Origin of the sequence: Xanthomonas sp. CFBP 8152 (genome assembly GCF_014199025.1) — a bacterium.
GTDB classification, from domain to species: Bacteria; Pseudomonadota; Gammaproteobacteria; order Xanthomonadales; family Xanthomonadaceae; genus Xanthomonas; species Xanthomonas arboricola_B.
Window position 1 is genome coordinate 38830 of record NZ_JACHNO010000006.1, and the last position, 16253, is coordinate 55082.

Annotated in this window: 16 protein-coding genes; 11 read left to right on the forward strand and 5 right to left on the reverse strand. The window is 67.0% G+C overall.

What is annotated here, in order from left to right:
* Window positions 1–145 precede the first annotated feature (145 nt).
* Complete coding sequence (locus FHT09_RS18040; protein ID WP_181141343.1) at window positions 146–769, reverse strand: helix-turn-helix domain-containing protein; 624 nt, start codon at window positions 767–769, stop codon at window positions 146–148.
* 246 nt (window positions 770–1015) lie between these two features.
* On the opposite strand from FHT09_RS18040, the gene hisS reads away from it, so the two are divergent.
* The 11 genes from hisS (at window position 1016) to FHT09_RS18095 (ending at window position 11877) form a co-directional block, all read left to right on the forward strand.
* Window positions 1016–2449, forward strand: coding sequence for a histidine--tRNA ligase (hisS, locus tag FHT09_RS18045; protein ID WP_104606425.1), 1434 nt, complete (start codon window positions 1016–1018; stop codon window positions 2447–2449).
* A gap of 222 nt (window positions 2450–2671) precedes the next feature.
* Window positions 2672–2998, forward strand: a complete 327-nt coding sequence (locus tag FHT09_RS18050) for a YerC/YecD family TrpR-related protein (protein WP_039521339.1) — start codon at window positions 2672–2674, stop codon at window positions 2996–2998.
* A 9-nt stretch (window positions 2999–3007) separates the two neighbouring features.
* On the forward strand, window positions 3008–3922 hold the full coding sequence (gene hisG / locus FHT09_RS18055) for an ATP phosphoribosyltransferase (RefSeq protein ID WP_104537534.1): 915 nt from the start codon (window positions 3008–3010) through the stop codon (window positions 3920–3922).
* A complete protein-coding gene (hisD, locus tag FHT09_RS18060) occupies window positions 3919–5214 on the forward strand; it encodes a histidinol dehydrogenase (protein ID WP_104537533.1) in 1296 nt (431 codons plus the stop codon). Before hisG ends, hisD begins: the two co-directional genes overlap by 4 nt.
* Window positions 5211–6302, forward strand: a complete 1092-nt coding sequence (gene hisC / locus FHT09_RS18065) for a histidinol-phosphate transaminase (RefSeq protein WP_104606424.1) — start codon at window positions 5211–5213, stop codon at window positions 6300–6302. The genes hisD and hisC overlap by 4 nt, the downstream gene beginning before the upstream one ends.
* On the forward strand, window positions 6299–7426 hold the full coding sequence (hisB, locus tag FHT09_RS18070; protein WP_104606423.1) for a bifunctional histidinol-phosphatase/imidazoleglycerol-phosphate dehydratase HisB: 1128 nt from the start codon (window positions 6299–6301) through the stop codon (window positions 7424–7426). The genes hisC and hisB overlap by 4 nt, the downstream gene beginning before the upstream one ends.
* Complete coding sequence (hisH, locus tag FHT09_RS18075) at window positions 7423–8025, forward strand: imidazole glycerol phosphate synthase subunit HisH (RefSeq protein ID WP_065032267.1); 603 nt, start codon at window positions 7423–7425, stop codon at window positions 8023–8025. The genes hisB and hisH overlap by 4 nt, the downstream gene beginning before the upstream one ends.
* A complete protein-coding gene (gene hisA, locus FHT09_RS18080) occupies window positions 8022–8756 on the forward strand; it encodes a 1-(5-phosphoribosyl)-5-[(5-phosphoribosylamino)methylideneamino]imidazole-4-carboxamide isomerase (RefSeq protein ID WP_104606422.1) in 735 nt (244 codons plus the stop codon). The genes hisH and hisA overlap by 4 nt, the downstream gene beginning before the upstream one ends.
* On the forward strand, window positions 8750–9526 hold the full coding sequence (gene hisF / locus FHT09_RS18085) for an imidazole glycerol phosphate synthase subunit HisF (protein WP_104606421.1): 777 nt from the start codon (window positions 8750–8752) through the stop codon (window positions 9524–9526). Before hisA ends, hisF begins: the two co-directional genes overlap by 7 nt.
* Window positions 9516–10136: a bifunctional phosphoribosyl-AMP cyclohydrolase/phosphoribosyl-ATP diphosphatase HisIE gene (hisIE, locus tag FHT09_RS18090; RefSeq protein WP_104606420.1), complete on the forward strand. Its 621-nt coding sequence runs from the start codon at window positions 9516–9518 to the stop codon at window positions 10134–10136. Before hisF ends, hisIE begins: the two co-directional genes overlap by 11 nt.
* Before the next feature lie 154 nt (window positions 10137–10290).
* Window positions 10291–11877 (forward strand): calcineurin-like phosphoesterase C-terminal domain-containing protein, encoded by a 1587-nt coding sequence (locus FHT09_RS18095; protein ID WP_104606419.1) that lies wholly within the window; start codon window positions 10291–10293, stop codon window positions 11875–11877.
* A 283-nt stretch (window positions 11878–12160) separates the two neighbouring features.
* On the opposite strand, the gene FHT09_RS18100 is transcribed toward FHT09_RS18095, so the two are convergent.
* From FHT09_RS18100 to FHT09_RS18115, 4 genes are all read right to left on the reverse strand, one after another.
* Window positions 12161–13237 (reverse strand): C13 family peptidase, encoded by a 1077-nt coding sequence (locus tag FHT09_RS18100; protein WP_104606439.1) that lies wholly within the window; start codon window positions 13235–13237, stop codon window positions 12161–12163.
* Between the two features lie 318 nt (window positions 13238–13555).
* A complete protein-coding gene (gene mtnC / locus FHT09_RS18105; RefSeq protein ID WP_104606418.1) occupies window positions 13556–14254 on the reverse strand; it encodes an acireductone synthase in 699 nt (232 codons plus the stop codon).
* Window positions 14255–14256: 2 nt separating this feature from the next.
* Window positions 14257–14823 carry an acireductone dioxygenase gene (locus tag FHT09_RS18110; protein WP_104537908.1) on the reverse strand — a complete coding sequence of 189 codons (567 nt, stop codon included), beginning with the start codon at window positions 14821–14823 and terminating at the stop codon, window positions 14257–14259.
* A gap of 39 nt (window positions 14824–14862) precedes the next feature.
* A complete protein-coding gene (locus FHT09_RS18115) occupies window positions 14863–15516 on the reverse strand; it encodes a methylthioribulose 1-phosphate dehydratase (protein ID WP_104599397.1) in 654 nt (217 codons plus the stop codon).
* Window positions 15517–16253: the final 737 nt, after the last annotated feature.

The following is a 16253-nucleotide window of genomic DNA, read 5'->3' on the forward strand; positions in this document are numbered from 1 at the left end:
CTGTGCGAGGCACAACGCGTCGCCGGTGATCTGGTGCGGACGGGCGCCCAAGGAATCCCGCGTTTGGTGATGCCAACGTCCACCGCGTTTGCGCCGGTGGGTACACGCGCTTGCTGGTCGCATCGGTTCTGCGAGCTGGCACGTTTCAGACAGTATCGCCCGCCAGGCCACGCAGCGCCGCGTAGTCCAGGATCTGCACCAGATGCAGCTGCGGCAGCGCGATCAGCTGCTGTTGCTTGAGTTTGGTGAAGGTGCGACTCACCGTTTCCACGGTCAGTCCGAGGTGGTCGGCAATATCGCTGCGGCTCATCGGCAGCGCCACGGTGTCGCCGCTGGCGCCGGGCTGGGTGGAGCGGGCGGCCAGGCGCAGCAGGAAATGCGCCAGCCGTTCGCTGGGCTGCAGGCGTGCCAGCAGCAGGCCGGTGTCCTGCGCGGCGGCGAGTTCCATGCTGGCGCGCTGCAGCAGCTTGCGTTCCAGCTGCGGATAGCGCTCACGTAACTGGCGCATCTGTGCCATCGGCGTGCGGCAGACCCGGCTGTCGATGATGGCTTCGATATCGTGGCGGTGCTGCGGCGTTTCGGTCAGCCCGACGTAATCGCCGGGCAGCACGAAGCCGGTGACCTGGCGGCGGCCGTCGGCCAGCGTGCGCACCATGCGCAGCGCGCCGGAGGTCAGCGTGTAGACGTGATGACGGGTATCGCCGGCGCGCACCAGGGTGCTGCCGGGCGCATACGACTGGGTCGTGGTGGCCTGGTCGAGCGCCTCCATTTCCTGCGCCGACAGCGCTGCGCAAATGGCCCGGCCGCGGACCGCGCACAGTGCGCAGTCGGAACCGCGCGCATCGCCGCGCGCGGCCGCGCTGGGCGCCGGGCAGGTGGTGCTGAGTTCTGAAAGCTGCCGGTACATGGGTCACGCACTGCTGGAACGCGTACGAATGATACGCCATGCGGTCGGCGAGGCCGCCCAGCCGGTAGAATTGTGCGTTCGCCACATTGCCCTGCAGGAGTTTCGCTCGTGATCAAGCCCCGTACGCCGCCCGGCATCATGGAATTGCTGCCGCGCGAGCAGATCGCGTTCCAGCGCATGCTGGACGTCATCCGCCGCAACTACGAGCGGTTCGGGTTCCTGCCGGTCGAGACCCCGGTGTTCGAGCTGTCGGACGTGTTGCTGACCAAGTCCGGCGGCGAGACCGAGCGCCAGGTGTACTTCGTGCAGTCCACCGGCGCGCTGGCCAATGCCGCCGCCGCGGCAGACGAAGGCGGCGAGGGCGGTCTGCCGGAGCTGGCGCTGCGCTTCGACCTCACCGTACCGCTGGCCCGCTACGTGGCCGAGCACGAGCACGACTTGAGCTTCCCGTTCCGCCGCTACCAGATGCAGCGCGTGTATCGCGGCGAGCGTGCCCAGCGCGGACGTTTCCGCGAGTTCTACCAGTGCGACATCGACGTGATCGGCAAGGATGCGCTGAGCATCCGCTACGACGCCGAAGTGCTGGCGGTGATCCACGCGGTGTTCGCCGAGCTGGGCATCGGCGCGTTCAAGGTGCAGTTGAACAACCGCAAGCTGCTGCGCGGCTTCTTCGAAAGCCTGGGCGTGGCCGAGGGCGAGCTGCAGCTGGCGGTGTTGCGCGAGGTCGACAAGATCGACAAGCGCGGCGCCGACTACGTGCGCGACACGCTGGTGGGCGAAGGTTTCGGCATCGCCGCCGCGCAGGTCGACAAGATCCTGGCCTTCGTGGCGGTGCGCTCGAACGGGCATGCCGATGCGCTGGCGCAGCTGCAGGCGCTGGACGCCTCGGCCGCTGCGAGCGCGACGCTGGGCGAGGGCATCGCCGAGTTGCGCGAGGTGCTGGAACTGGTCAAGGCGCTGGGCGTGCCCGAGAGCGCCTACTGCCTGAACTTCTCGATCGCGCGCGGGCTGGACTACTACACCGGCACGGTCTACGAGACCACGCTGACCGACCACCCGCAGATCGGCTCGATCTGCTCGGGCGGCCGTTACGACAGCCTGGCCAGCCACTACACCAAGTCCAAGTTGCCCGGTGTGGGCATCTCGATCGGCCTGACCCGGCTGTTCTGGCAGCTGCGCGAGGCCGGCCTGATCCAGGGCATCGCCGAGAGCAGCGTGCATGCGATGGTGGCGCTGATGGACGAGTCGCGCCTGGACGACGCGCTGGATATCGCGCGCCGGCTGCGCATCGGCGGCATCAATACCGAAGTGCAGATGGAGCCGAAGAAGATCGGCAAGCAGTTCCAGTACGCCGCACGCGCGGGCATCCGCTTCGTGGTGCTGGCCGGCGACGACGAGCTGGCGCGCGGGGTGGTGGCGGTCAAGGACCTGGTGCGCGAGCAGCAGTTCGATGTGGCCCGCGACGAGCTGGCCAGCACCTTGCTGGTGGAGCTGGAGCAGGCCAGGGCGATGCTGGTGGCCGGGGGCGTCAACGGCGACTGACGCCTCCAAAAGCAGTGCGATGGCGCCCCCAGGTCGGTAAAGATGGGGAGTGGCGCTCACCGCCTACCGGAACATGCACAGACCCACTGGCACCTCGGTGTCGGTGGGTTTGTCGTTTCTGACCCGCCGCATGGCATGGGCTTTCCTGAACGCTTCGCCTGTCGGACTTGTCCCATGGTCCGCATTTGCGTTAACGTACTAACACGCTATTACATTAACGCAATGAAACAACGACCTGCCCCCCGTGAAAGTGCCGATGCCGCCGCCTCCCTCAAGATGCTGGCCGATGCGCTGGCATGCCTGAAGGAGCCCGGCGCGGTCGAGGCCTTTCTGCGCGATTTGTGCACGCCCGCCGAGCTGGAGGCCATGTCCGACCGCTGGCGGGTGGTGCCGTTGTTGATCAAGGGCGTGCCGTATCGCGAAATCCACGAGCTGACCCAGGTCAGCGTGACCACCATCGGGCGCGTTGCGCGCACCCTGGAACATGGTGCCGGCGGCTATGCCGAGGCCCTGCGCGAGCAATCCTCGCGCCCTGTCGAGTCCCACTGAGAGAACAAGATGAGTGCTTCCACGGCAGCACCGGCACGTGACCGGTTGCGTATCGCCATCCAGAAGAGCGGCCGCCTGGCCGAACCGGCGCGCAGCCTGCTGGCGGCCTGCGGGCTGAGCTGGCGGCAGAGCCGCGACAAGCTGTTCTGCTACGGCGAATCGCTGCCGGTGGACCTGCTGCTGGTGCGCGACGACGACATCCCCGGCCTGATCGCCGATGGCGTCTGCGACCTGGGCATCGTCGGCCAGAACGAACTCGAAGAGCAGGCATCCGAGCGCCGCCGCAACGGCCTGCCGGCCGCGTATCACGCCGTGCGCGGAGTCGGGTTCGGCCAGTGCCGGTTGATGCTCGCGGTGCCGGAAGAGTGGGACTGGCAGGGTGTGGCGCAACTGGCCGGCAAGCGCATCGCCACCAGCTACCCGGCGATCCTGGCCGACTGGCTGCAGCGCCAGGGCATCGACGCGGCAGTGGTGGAGTTGTCCGGCTCGGTGGAAATCGCTCCGCGCCTGGGCACCGCCGATCTGATCTGCGATCTGGTCTCCAGCGGCGCCACCCTGGCCGCCAACCAGCTCAAGCCGGTCGAACTGGTGATGGAGAGCGAAGCGGTGCTGGCCGGCGCGGTCCGCGAGCCGGCCGACGCACGCACCGCGCTGCTGGCGATGCTGCTGCGGCGCATGGACGGCGTGCTCAAGCTGCGCGACAGCAAGCTGCTGATGTTCCGTGCCGAGCAGGACAACGTGGATGCACTGCGTCGTCTGCTGCCCGACGCCGAGCCGCTGGTGCAGCTGCCCGACGACGGCAACGGCGCGTTGCGCCTGCAGACCATGTGTCATGGGGCGGTGACCTGGCAACGCTTGGAAGAACTCGAACGCGCAGGTGCGCAAGGTCTGATGGTGTTGACGGTGGAGCGCTCGCTGGCATGAAGATTCTCGATTGGTCGCAACTGGACGCCGCTGCGCGGACGCAGGCATTGACCCGCCCGGTGCAGACCGTGGCCACGCAGACGCGCGAGGCGGTGGCTGCCCTTATTTCCGATGTGCGCGCACGCGGCGATGCCGCACTGCGCGAGATCACTGCGCGTTTCGATGGCGTGGCACTGGACAGCTTCGCGGTGAGCCAGGACGAATTCGCCGCCGCGCAAGCGGCGGTGGCGCCGGAGCTGCGGCAGGCCATGCAGGATGCGGTGGCGCGCATCGACAGCTTCCACCGCGCCGGCATGAGCGACGGCTATGCGGTGGAAACCGCACCGGGCGTGGTGTGCGAAAAGATCGTGCGGCCGATCGGCCGGGTCGGCCTGTACGTGCCGGCCGGCAGCGCGCCGTTGCCCTCGACTGCGTTGATGCTGGGTGTGCCGGCGCGTCTGGCCGGGTGTCGCGAGGTGGTGCTGTGCACGCCGCCGCGCAAGGACGGCAGCGTGGATCCGGCGGTGCTGGTCGCCGCGCAGCTGACCGGCGTGCGCCGCGTGTTCAAGCTCGGCGGTGCGCAGGCGATTGCGGCAATGGCGTACGGCACCGAATCGGTTCCAAGCTGCGACAAGCTGTTCGGCCCGGGCAACAGCTTCGTCACCGAGGCCAAGCAGCAGGTGGCGCAGTCCGGCGCGGCGGCGATCGACATGCCGGCCGGCCCGTCCGAAGTGCTGGTGATCGCCGATGCCGGTGCGCAGCCGGCCTTCGTTGCCGCCGATCTGCTGTCGCAGGCCGAACACGGCCCGGACTCGCAGGTGCTGCTGCTGTCCGACAGCGATGCGCTGATCGCGGCAGTGCAGGTGGAACTCGATGCCCAGCTGGCGCAACTGTCGCGCGCCGGGATCGCGCGCCAGGCGCTGGCGCAATCGCGCCTGATCAAGGTGCAGACGCTTGACGATGCGTTTGCGATCAGCAACCGCTATGCACCTGAGCATTTGATTCTCGCGCTGCGCGAGCCGCGTGCGTGGCTGAGCCAGGTCGAAGCGGCCGGCTCGGTATTTCTCGGCGATTACACGCCAGAAGCGCTGGGCGACTACTGCAGCGGCACCAACCACGTGTTGCCGACCAGCGGTGCGGCACGTGCCTACAGCGGCGTGAGCGTGGCCAGCTTCCAGAACATGGTCAGCGTGCAGGCCGCCAGCAAGGCCGGTATCGACGGCATCGGTGCATGCGCGCTGATTCTGGCGCGTGCCGAAGGCCTAGATGCGCACGCCAACGCAGTGGCATTGCGCATGGGGGTGGCAGCATGAGCACGTCATCGATTCTGCAACTGGTACGCGAGGACCTGCGTGCGTTCGCCGGCTATTCGTCGGCACGCACCAGCGCCTTGCAGGGCGATGTGTGGCTCAACGCCAACGAGTCGGCCTGGGGCAATCCGGCCGACCCGGGCGCGAGCACGCGGCGCTACCCGGATCCGCAGCCCAGGGGTCTGCGCAACGCGCTGGCGGCGCTGTACGGCTGTGCGCCCGAGCAGCTGTTGATCGGCCGCGGCAGCGACGAGGCGATCGATCTGCTGGTGCGCGGCCTGTGCGCCCCCGGGTGCGATGCGGTGGTGGTGACCCCGCCGGTGTTCGGCATGTACGCGGTGTGCGCGCGCCTGCAGAACGCACCCCTGGCCGAAGTGCCGCTGGTGGACGGGCCTGCAGGTTTCCGCGCGGATATCGCCGCGATCGTCGCGGCAGCGCTGGCCTCGCGGGCCAAGCTGGTGTTCCTGTGTTCGCCGTCCAACCCGGCCGGGTCGGCGATTGCCCTGGACGACATCGAAACCGCGGTGCAGGCCCTGCAGGGCAAGGCGCTGGTGGTGGTCGACGAAGCCTACGGCGAATTCTCCGATGTGCCGTCGGCAGTGAGCCTGCTTGCGCGCTACGACAATCTGGCGGTGTTGCGCACGCTCTCCAAGGCGCATGCGCTGGCAGCGGCGCGCATCGGCAGCCTGATCGCCAACGCCGAGCTGATCGCCCTGCTGCGGCGCTGCCAGGCGCCGTACCCGGTGCCGACGCCGTGCGCGGCAATGGCCGAGCAGGCCTTGTCGGCGCCTGCGCTGGAGGTCACGCGTCGGCGCATCGCCGAGGTACGCAGCGAGCGCACACGCGTGCACCAGGCGCTCGAGCAGCTGGCCGGTGTGCGTCAGGTCTATCCCTCGCAGGGCAATTTCTTGCTGGTGCGCTTCGACGATGCCGAAGCGGCATTCCAGGCGCTGCTGGAGGCCGGTGTGGTGGTACGCGACCAACGCGCGGTTGCGCAGCTGTCCGACGCGTTGCGCATCACCCTGGGCACGCCCGAACAGAACGAGCGCGTGCTGAGCGCGCTGCAACGCAAGCAGGAGGCCGCCGCATGACCCCGATTCTTTTCGTCGACCGCGACGGCACGCTGATCACCGAGCCGGCCGATTACCAGATCGACGCCTACGAAAAACTGCGCCTGGTCGACAACGTGATTCCGGCGATGCTGAAGTTGCGCGATGCCGGCTATCAGTTCGTCATCGTCAGCAACCAGGACGGGCTAGGCAGCGACGGCTATCCGCGCGCGTCCTTCGATGGCCCCAACAACCTGATGCTGCAGATCTTCGCCAGCCAGGGCATCGTGTTCCGCGAGGTGTTGATCGACTGCAGCTGGCCGGCCGACAACGCGCCCACGCGCAAACCCGGGGTCGGCCTGATGGTGCCTTACCTGCAGGACCGCACGATCGACTGGGCACGCTCGGCAATGGTGGGCGATCGCATCACCGACATCCAGTTCGCGCAGAACCTCAATATCCGTGGCTTCCAGCTGCGCACCGAGGAGTTCGGCGGCGAGTGGGACTGGCCCGGCATCGCACACGAGCTGGCCGATGCGCCACGGCGTGCGGTGGTCCAGCGCAACACCAAGGAAACCAGAATCCGCGTCGAACTGGATCTGGATCGTGTGGCCGAGCCGCACACCGCCACCGGCCTGCCGTTCTTCGATCACATGCTGGAACAGATCGGCAAGCATGGCGGCTTTGCGCTGGACATCCGCGCCGATGGCGACCTGCACATCGACGAGCACCACACCATCGAAGACACCGGTCTGGCGCTGGGGCAGGCCCTGCGCGAAGCGCTGGGCGACAAGCGCGGCATCGGCCGTTACGGCTTCGATCCCGACGACAGCCCGTGGCGCGTGGCCGGCGCCACCGCGCAGCATGGCTTCACGCTGCCGATGGACGAAACCATTGCCAGTGCCGCGCTGGATTTCAGCGGCCGGCCGTACTTCGTGTTCGAAGGCGAGTTCAAGCGCGAGCGTGTGGGTGACATGCCGACCGAGTTGGTGCCGCATTTCTTCCGTTCGATCTGCGATGCCTCCGGTTTGAACCTGCACCTGAGCGTGCGTGGCGAGAACGATCACCACAAGGTCGAGGCCTGCTTCAAGGCCCTGGCACGTGCGCTGCGTCAGGCGATCCGTCGCGAAGGCACGACGTTGCCCACCACCAAGGGTGCGCTATGACCGATGTCGCGTTGATCGATGCCGGCGGCGCCAATCTGGGCTCGGTGCGCTATGCGTTGGAGCGGCTGGGCGTGGAAGCGCGGCTGGTACGCGATGCAGCAGGGTTGCAGGGCGCGCAGCGGGTGATCCTGCCTGGCGTCGGTGCCGCGCCCGAGGCGATGTCACGCCTGCGCGCACAGGGCCTGGTCGAGCCGTTGCGACAACTGCAGGTGCCGCTGATCGGCATCTGCCTGGGGATGCAGTTGCTGTTCGAGCATTCCGAAGAAGGCGATGTCGATTGCCTGGGCTTGCTGCCGGGCATCGTGCGTCACATGACGCCTGCGCTCGGCATCCGCGTGCCGCATATGGGCTGGAATCAGTTGGTGCCGATGCGCGCGTCCGCGCTGCTGGACGGCCTGCCGGCGCGTGCCAGTGCGTATTTCGTGCATGGGTATGCCGCGCCGGTGACGGCCGACACCGTGGCCGCCTGCGATCACGGCGGCCTGTTCACCGCGGTGGTGCAGCAAGGCCTGCGCTGCGGCGCGCAGTTCCACCCCGAGCGTTCGGCCGAGACCGGTGCACGCATCCTGCGCAATTTCCTTGAGATGAGCTTCCCATGAGTTTCACCGTTTACCCGGCGCTGGATATCCGCAACGGCCACGTGGTGCGCCTGCTGCAAGGCGACTACGCGCGCGAGACGCAGTATGGCGACGATGTGCTGCCGCGCGCGCAGGCGTTTGCCGATGCCGGCGCGCAGTGGATGCATCTGGTCGATCTGGATGCGGCAAAGGCCGGTGGTTACACGCTGGCCACTACACTGGGCGAGATCGCACGTGCCACCGGTTTGCGGGTGCAGACCGGTGGTGGCGTCCGCTCACGCGTCGATGTGGCGCGCATCCTCGATGCCGGCGCCGCACGCGTGGTGATCGGCTCGTTGGCGGTGCGTCAGGCCGACAGCGTCATCGAATGGTTGCACGAATTCGGCGCCGACCGCCTGACCATCGCGCTGGACACGCGCCAGGACGCGGACGGTGTTTGGCAGTTGCCGGTGCATGGCTGGACCGAAGCTGCCGAGGCCACGCTGGATCAGTTGGCCGTGCGTTACGCGCAGGCCGGCCTGCAGCATCTGCTGTGCACCGACATCGCACGCGACGGCATGCTGTCCGGCCCGAACATGGATTTGTACGCGCACCTGCGCACGCTGGCGCCGCAGTTGCAGGTGCAGGTGTCCGGCGGTGCGCGCAACTTGGCCGATGTCGCGGCCGCCAGGGCCGCCGGCTGCGCCGGCATCGTGCTCGGCAAGGCCTTGCTGGAAGGGCATCTGGTGTTGAAGGAGGCATTGGCATGCTGAGCCGCCGCATCATTCCGTGCCTGGACGTGCGCGATGGGCGCGTGGTCAAAGGCGTCAAGTTCCGCGACCACATCGACATGGGCGACATTGTCGAACTGGCGCTGCGCTACCGTGACCAGGGCGCAGACGAGCTGGTGTTCTACGACATCGGTGCCAGCCCGGAAGGGCGTTCGGTCGATTACACCTGGGTCGAGCGGGTGGCGCGGCTGATCGATATCCCGTTCTGCGTGGCCGGCGGCATCGGCGATGTGGAAACCGCGCGCGCGGTGCTGCATGCCGGTGCCGACAAGATTTCGATCAACTCGCCGGCGCTCGGCAGGCCGCAGTTGATCTCCGAACTGGCCGACGCCTTTGGCGTGCAGTGCGTGGTGGTCGGCGTCGACTCGATCCGCGAGCAGGACGGGCAATGGCGCGTGCGCCGCTACACCGGCGACCCGAGCAAGACCCAAGCCTTGCCGATGCGCACCCTGGACTGGGTGGCCGAAGCGCAGCGCCTGGGTGCCGGCGAGATCGTGCTCAACTGCATGGACAACGATGGGGTGCGGCGCGGCTACGACATCGCGCAGCTGCGTCAGGTGCGCGCGTTGTGCCACGTGCCGTTGATCGCTTCCGGTGGTGCCGGGCAGATGCAGCATTTTGCCGACGTGTTCGACCAGGCCGATGTGGATGGCGCGCTGGCGGCAAGCGTGTTTCACAGCGGCGCGATTCCGATCCCGGAACTCAAGCAATTCCTGCGCGCGCAACAGATCGAGGTACGTGATGGGCAGTGACGAGATGACAGCGGGCAACGCGCTCGCCGCGCTGGACTGGAGCAAGGGCGAGGGCCTGTTGCCGGTGGTCGTGCAGGATGCCGACAACCTGCGCGTGCTGATGCTGGGCTACATGAACGCCCAAGCGCTGGCGGTGACGCAGCAGCGTGGCGAAGTGACCTTCTTCAGCCGCAGCAAGCAGCGCCTGTGGACCAAGGGCGAAAGCTCGGGCAACGTGTTGCGGGTGGTGTCGATCGAGACCGATTGCGACGCCGACACGTTGCTGGTGCAGGCGCGCCCGCACGGGCCGACTTGCCATCTGGGCCGCACCAGCTGCTTTCCGGGCGCCCCCGGCCAGTTCCTCGGCAGCCTGGATGCCTTGATCGCCACGCGCGAGCAGCAGCGCCCGCACGGCAGTTACACCACCAAGCTGTTCGAGCAGGGCATCCGCCGCATCGCGCAGAAGGTGGGCGAGGAGGGCGTGGAAACTGCACTTGCCGGTGTGGTGCAGGGCGATGCCGAGTTGCTCGGCGAGTCGGCCGACCTGCTATATCACTTGATCGTGCTGCTGCGCGCGCGCGGCCTGGGCCTGGGCGACGCAGTGGCGTTGCTGGAGTCGCGGCACAAATAACCCGGTCGCGTAGGAGCGCACCCAGGCGCGACGCGTTATCGGTAAGGCCCGGCGCGCCCGGGTGCGCTCCTACGGAATGTGTCGGCGTGTCTTTCGCGCCGTGCGCCTGGCGATGGCGGGTACAATTTCCGCCGATCTTCGCGCGGGAAAACGCATGCAGCTTCGCTTCGCTCTGTTGGCCCTGGGGTTGCTCGCGGGAAGCGCGTACGCGCGCGATGCCGTGGTCGACGGCACCGTCTACGAAGAACGCGACGGGCGTGCCGGGCGCAGCGCCGATGAGCCGGGCATTGCCGATGTAGTGGTCTCCAACGGCGAGCAGCTGGTACGTACCGACGCGCAAGGCCGCTACCGCCTGCCGGTGCGCGACGGGCAGACGGTGTTCGTGATCAAACCGGGCGAGCGCAGCTTCGTGCCAGCCGCCGACGGACTGCCGGGTTTCTGGCGTCACTACGCGCCCAAGGGCTCGGCCAGGCGCAACTACCCAGGCATCGCCGCAACCGGGCGCAATACGCAGCACTGGGATTTCGCGCTGACCCCGCGCGCCAGCGCCGGCAAGCAGGGCTTCCAGATGCTGGTGTTTGCCGACAGCCAGACTGCCAGCCTGACCGACGTGGGCTACTACCAGCGCGATATCGTGGCACCGATCGTCGGCAAGACCTCGGCCAGGCTGGGCACCACGCTGGGCGATATCGTCAGCGACGATCTGAGCCTGTACCCGGCCCTGAACAAAGTCACCACCCAGCTGGGCGTGCCGTGGTTCCATGTGCCGGGCAATCACGATCTCAATCTCGACGCGGGCGACGATGCGCATTCGCTGGACAGCTGGCGTGCCGTCTACGGCCCGGACACCTATGCGGTGGAAGAGGCCAACGCCAGCTTCGTGTTCCTGGACGATGTGATCTATACGCCAGGCGGCAAACCGGCCTATGTGGGCGGCCTGCGCGAGGACCAGTTCGCGTTCCTGCAGGCCTATCTGGCGCAGCTGCCGCGCGAGCGGCTGCTGGTGCTGGGCATGCATATTCCGCTGTTCGACGCGGCGCCGGGACAGGAGACATTTCGGCATGCCGATCGTCGCCGCCTGTTCGCCTTGTTGAAGGATGTGCCGCACGTGCTGGTGCTCAGCGCACACAGCCATACCCAGCGACAGGTCGATCACGGCGCCGACGAAGGTTGGCAGGGCGCCCGCCCGCTGCACGAATACAACGTCGGCGCGGCCTGCGGTGCGTTCTGGTCCGGTGCCAAGGATGCCGACGGCATTCCCGACGCGACGATGAGCGATGGCACGCCGAACGGGTACGCGGTGCTGCAGGTCGCGCCCGGCGGCGACTACACGCTGGCCTATCACGTCGCACGCTCGGCCGATGACGCGCAACTGCTGCTGCATGCGCCCAAGGTGCTGCGTCAGGGCGCGTATGCGGCCTGGGGGATCTACGCCAATGTCTTCATGGGCCAGGACGACACCCTCGTCGAGATGCGCATCGACAAGGGCGCATGGCAGCCGATGAAGCGGGTGGAGCGCGCCGATCCGCGCCTGCTGGCCGAGAACGTGCGCGACGATGCGGCCGAGCAATTGCGCGGCTACGACCGCTCGCCCGAGGCCACGCCGTCCACGCATCTGTGGCGTGGCGCGTTGCCGACCACGCTGGAGGTGGGCGAGCATGCGGTGGACGTGCGCGCATCGCTGCCGACCGGGCAGTACGGCGCACGCACGGTGTATCGCTTGCAGCGCGCCGATCCCTGATGGGGAGGCGTGCGTGGTGCGAGGGCTCCGGTGTGGAGTCCGTCGCGCATGCATGCGGCCCTGCGGTGTCCTGTCGATTCGTTCGCGTCATGGACCACGCTTGAACCCTATCGCCGGACACACAAACGCCTCCACAAGGGAGGCGTTTTGGGATCCGGGCTGGCAGGCGATGGCGCGCTGGCGGGGATCGATGCTGGCTGGCGTGCGCTGGCTGGCCGGGCGAGTGTAGCGAGGCTGCGCAAGCGCTGACGAAATGAGAATTAGTCTCAGTGCGTGGCGATCGTCAAGGTGTCGCTGGTGCCGGCACGGGCGACGGTTTGCGTGGGCTGGCCGGTGCGGCCGGCACCTTGGCTTTGATCGGGCTGTCCAGCGACTTCGTCTCGGAATCTGCTTCTGGATCTAGATCCTGCCCGGCGCCCGGAGCGGTCTCCAGCGGCGGATACGGGTAGGCCACGGCCGGGCCTGCATGCAGGCCTGCACGCCAGCGTGCCAGCACCGGCGCGATGCGCCTGCCGAGCGACTGCTGCGGCAACGACGGCAGTTCGCCTTCCTGCTGCTCGCGCGCAGTGATCGCTGTCCTGGCCATATCGAACGCGGCCAGCGGGTCGTCGCTGCGGTTCATCGCATCGATCAGCCAGGCCTGGCCGAAGTAGGTCGCATTGGAGGTGTTGCCGCAGCCGAACGAGGGCCGGTCTGCACGCGCGGCGGTGAGGATCAGCGTGTTGGGCGAACGCAGCGCCGGAATGAAGCCGCCCGAGTAGCACGCCGACAGCACGATGATGCGATTGCCGATGCCGGCATCGTCCAATGCCTGACGCAGATCCTGCGGGCTGATGAAGTCTTCCTCGTTCTGGTCCACCTGCACGTACAGCGTGTGGTCTTCGGTGCCATGGGTGGTGACGAACAGCAGCAGCGCGTCTTCCTTGCGATCCATGCGCTTGCCGATTGCGGCTAGCGTGTCGTAGAGGTTGTCGTAGGTTGCCAGCGGTGCGTACGGCTGCTCGCCCAGATTGTCCGGGTTGTTGACCAGCGTCACCACGCGGCCGCGTGCATCGAAGCGTTGTTCGAACAGCTGCCTGAGGTAGAGCGTCTCGTTGCGAAACACCTCGTCGCTGGCATCGCCGGCGAAGCCGACCACATACAGGTCGGTCACGCCGGGGCGCTGCGGCTGCAGCGCGTTCAATGCCTGCGCAAGCGCCGCCTGATCGACCGGGTCGACCTCATCCTTGCCTGCCGCCGCCTGGTTCGGCAGTGCGGCACCGGCATCGGGATGACAGCCGGCCATCAAGGCCACGATGACGATCAACAAGGACAGGCGCCGCAGCAAGGCGTTCAGTCCGAAGGGGGAATGCAGCGACATGACAAACGCCGAGGTCTGGGAGAACGGGTGGAGCGCGCAGGCGCAGTAATCGCAACACAGGCCATGACGCTGCACAACGTCCATCGATCCGCGTCAAGCACATCTTGCAGAGCACGTGGCGTGCAGCAGGCCTTGCATGCCAGGCCGCGCCCATCCGCATCGTCGAGGCCCGCTGACCCAAGCCTGCAAGCGCCGCGCGAACATGCCGCCGGGCAGGTGCGGACGGCGTGCTTGGACCGCAACCTATCAGGAGCGCATGCAGCACCGAATAACGACTGCGCTCACCCGAGGGTGAGCGCAGTCGGTTGTCTACCGCGCTTACAGCGCCAGCTTGGTAAAACTCTCCACGCGCTGGTGACTGCCGATCTCGTCGGCCGAACGTGGGGTGGGGTAGTCCTCGAGACGGTCCAGCAACGCAGTGCGCATGCCTGCACGCTTGGCGGCGTCCAGCTCCTCGATCACATCCGACAGGAACAGGATCTCGCCCGGCGGCACGCCGATGCGTTCGGCGATGCGGCGGTAGCTGGCGCTCTCGCGCTTGGGGCCGACTTCGGTATCGAACCAGTCGCTGACCAGCCCGCTCAGATCGCCGGCATCGCTATGGGCAAAGAACAGCTTCTGCGCCGGCACCGAGCCGGACGAATACACGTACAGCGGGATGCCGGCCGCGTGCCAGGCCTGCAGCTGGATCGCCGCATCGGCATAGATGTGCGCAGTGAAGTCGGCGGTCCTGTAGCCGTCGCTCCAGATCATCCCCTGCAGGGCCTTGAGTGCGGTGTGCTTGCGATCCTCGTCGATCCAGGTCTGCAGGGTGCTGACCAGGACCTCGTCCGGCACGTCCTCGCCGATTTCGTCGGCCACCTGATTGAGCCAGTGCCGCACCTGCGGGTGACCGCCGTGCTCCTGCAAGTAGGCCGGCATGGCGCGGCGCGCATACGGAAACAACACGTCCTTGACGAACGAGATGCTGCTGGTGGTGCCTTCGATATCGGTGAGGATCGCGTGCGGTCGTGTCATCGTCAGCTGGCCTTTGGAGGTTTCTCGGGGGCGTAGCGGGGGAATTGTTGGGCGATCTCGGTGCCGGTGAAGTGGCCGACCCAGCCATCGGGCTCGGTGAAGAAGCGGATCGCCACGAAGTGCGGCTCCGGCCCCATGTCGAACCAGTGCAGGGTGCTGTCGGGCACCGCGATCAGGTCGTCCTTCACGCATTCGATCTCGTAGACCTTGTTGTCCACGTGCAGCGTGAACTGGCCCGAGCCGGCGACGAAGAAGCGCACCTCGTCTTCCTTGTGGAAGTGCTCGTCCAGGAACTTGGCGCGCATTTCCTCGCGCTTGGGATTGTCCGGCGCGATGCTGACCACATCGACGGTCTTCAGCCCGCGCTCGGCGCTGAGCCGCTCGATATCCTCGCGGTAGGCGGCCATCACCTGCTCGGGTGATGCGCCCGGCTCGATCGGCTGATTGGCCTTCCAGCGCTCGAAGGTCACGCCGATCTTGCTCAGCTCGGCGGCAATCTGCTCGCTGTCGCGGCTATCGAGTTGCGGCAGGTTGGGATCGGAATCGTTGTAGATGCGAAGTCGGCTCATGGCGATCTGGCTCACAAGAAAGGGGGAGGTGGCGAGGGCTCAGCGCGGGCCGCGCAGCTTCAGCAGCTCGAGTTCGCAATGCAGCAGGAATTCGAAGGCCTCCAGATGACGGCGTGCCTCGGCCATGTTGCGGCCCCAGGCATACAGTCCGTGCCCTTCGATGAGATACCCCCACAGGCTCTGTTTGTCCAGCAGGGCCTCGACCTGCGCAGCCAGCACCTGCATGTCCTGCGTGTTGGCGAACACCGGCACGTCCACTGCCGTTTCATGTGTGGTGTTGCCTTCGAAGGCTTTCAACAGCTCATAGCCTTCCAGCCGGATCACGCCGCTGCCGGCGTACAGCCGCGAGGCAATGGTCTGTACCGGCGAATGCGTGTGCAGCACGCAGCCGATCTCCGGGAAACGGCGATACAGCTGGGTGTGCAGCAGCGTTTCCGCAGACGGGCGCAGCGGACGGCCGACGGCCAGGCCATCGAAGTCCACCACCATGATGTCTTCTTCGACCAGGCGGCCCTTGTCGCGGCCGGACACGGTGATCGCGGCGTGTTGTTCGTCCAGCCGATGGGAAAAATTGCTGCTGGTGGCCGGCGTCCAGCCGGCCTGGGCCAGCTCGCGGATGTTGCCGATCAGCAGTTGCGCCAGCTCGTGCAGACGCGCGGCGCTGTAGGGCAGGGGGGCAGTGGTCGCATTCATGGACCTATTCTACTGCCCCGCCGGATTACGGCCAGGTGCAGCGCAGCAGGGTTTGTTCCTGCCAGGCCCGTACCTAGAGCGGCCTACAAAATGTGAAGAGCGCGAGACTGGCAATGAGCGCAGTGGTGTTGTCGGCCGTCTGTTGTTGGATGCGGTCAGAAGCCCAGGTCAAATGCCTGGTCGGTCGAGTGCGCGGTGCCCTCACCGCTTGCGGGACACGCCGTGAACCCGTCCCTGGGGCTCGGTGGCGGCATCCATGCCGCCACACGGTCCCGCAACCGGCAAGGACACCGCACCAGACAGTTGGCCGGCTGTTTTCTTGAAAGCATGTTGCTCGGCCTGCGGCGGCAGGCGAGACGTTTGCAGGTTGCACCTTAAAAAGCTGGTCTGCTGCTCGGCTTGCGATGGGAAGGTGGTGAGAAGCTGATCGACGCACAATGATCCGACCAGCGCACGTCATGCCTTGCTCTTAACCAGGCACATCGATCATCTCGACTGGTCCTTGCCCGCCCACCGTCGCGGGACCTTACGCGGCATGGATGCCGCGTAAGAGCCTCCATGGACGGATTCACGGCGTGTCCCGCGATGGTGGGCGGGCAAGGGCCCTGCAGCCAAGTTGCAGACCAGCAGATCAGGGTCCTGTAACCAGGCCACAGATCAGCCGCCCAGCAGCCGAAGACCTGTCACCGCTCTGCCATAAACCGGCGGGCGGTCGTTTTGTCAGTGGCTGCTGGCGC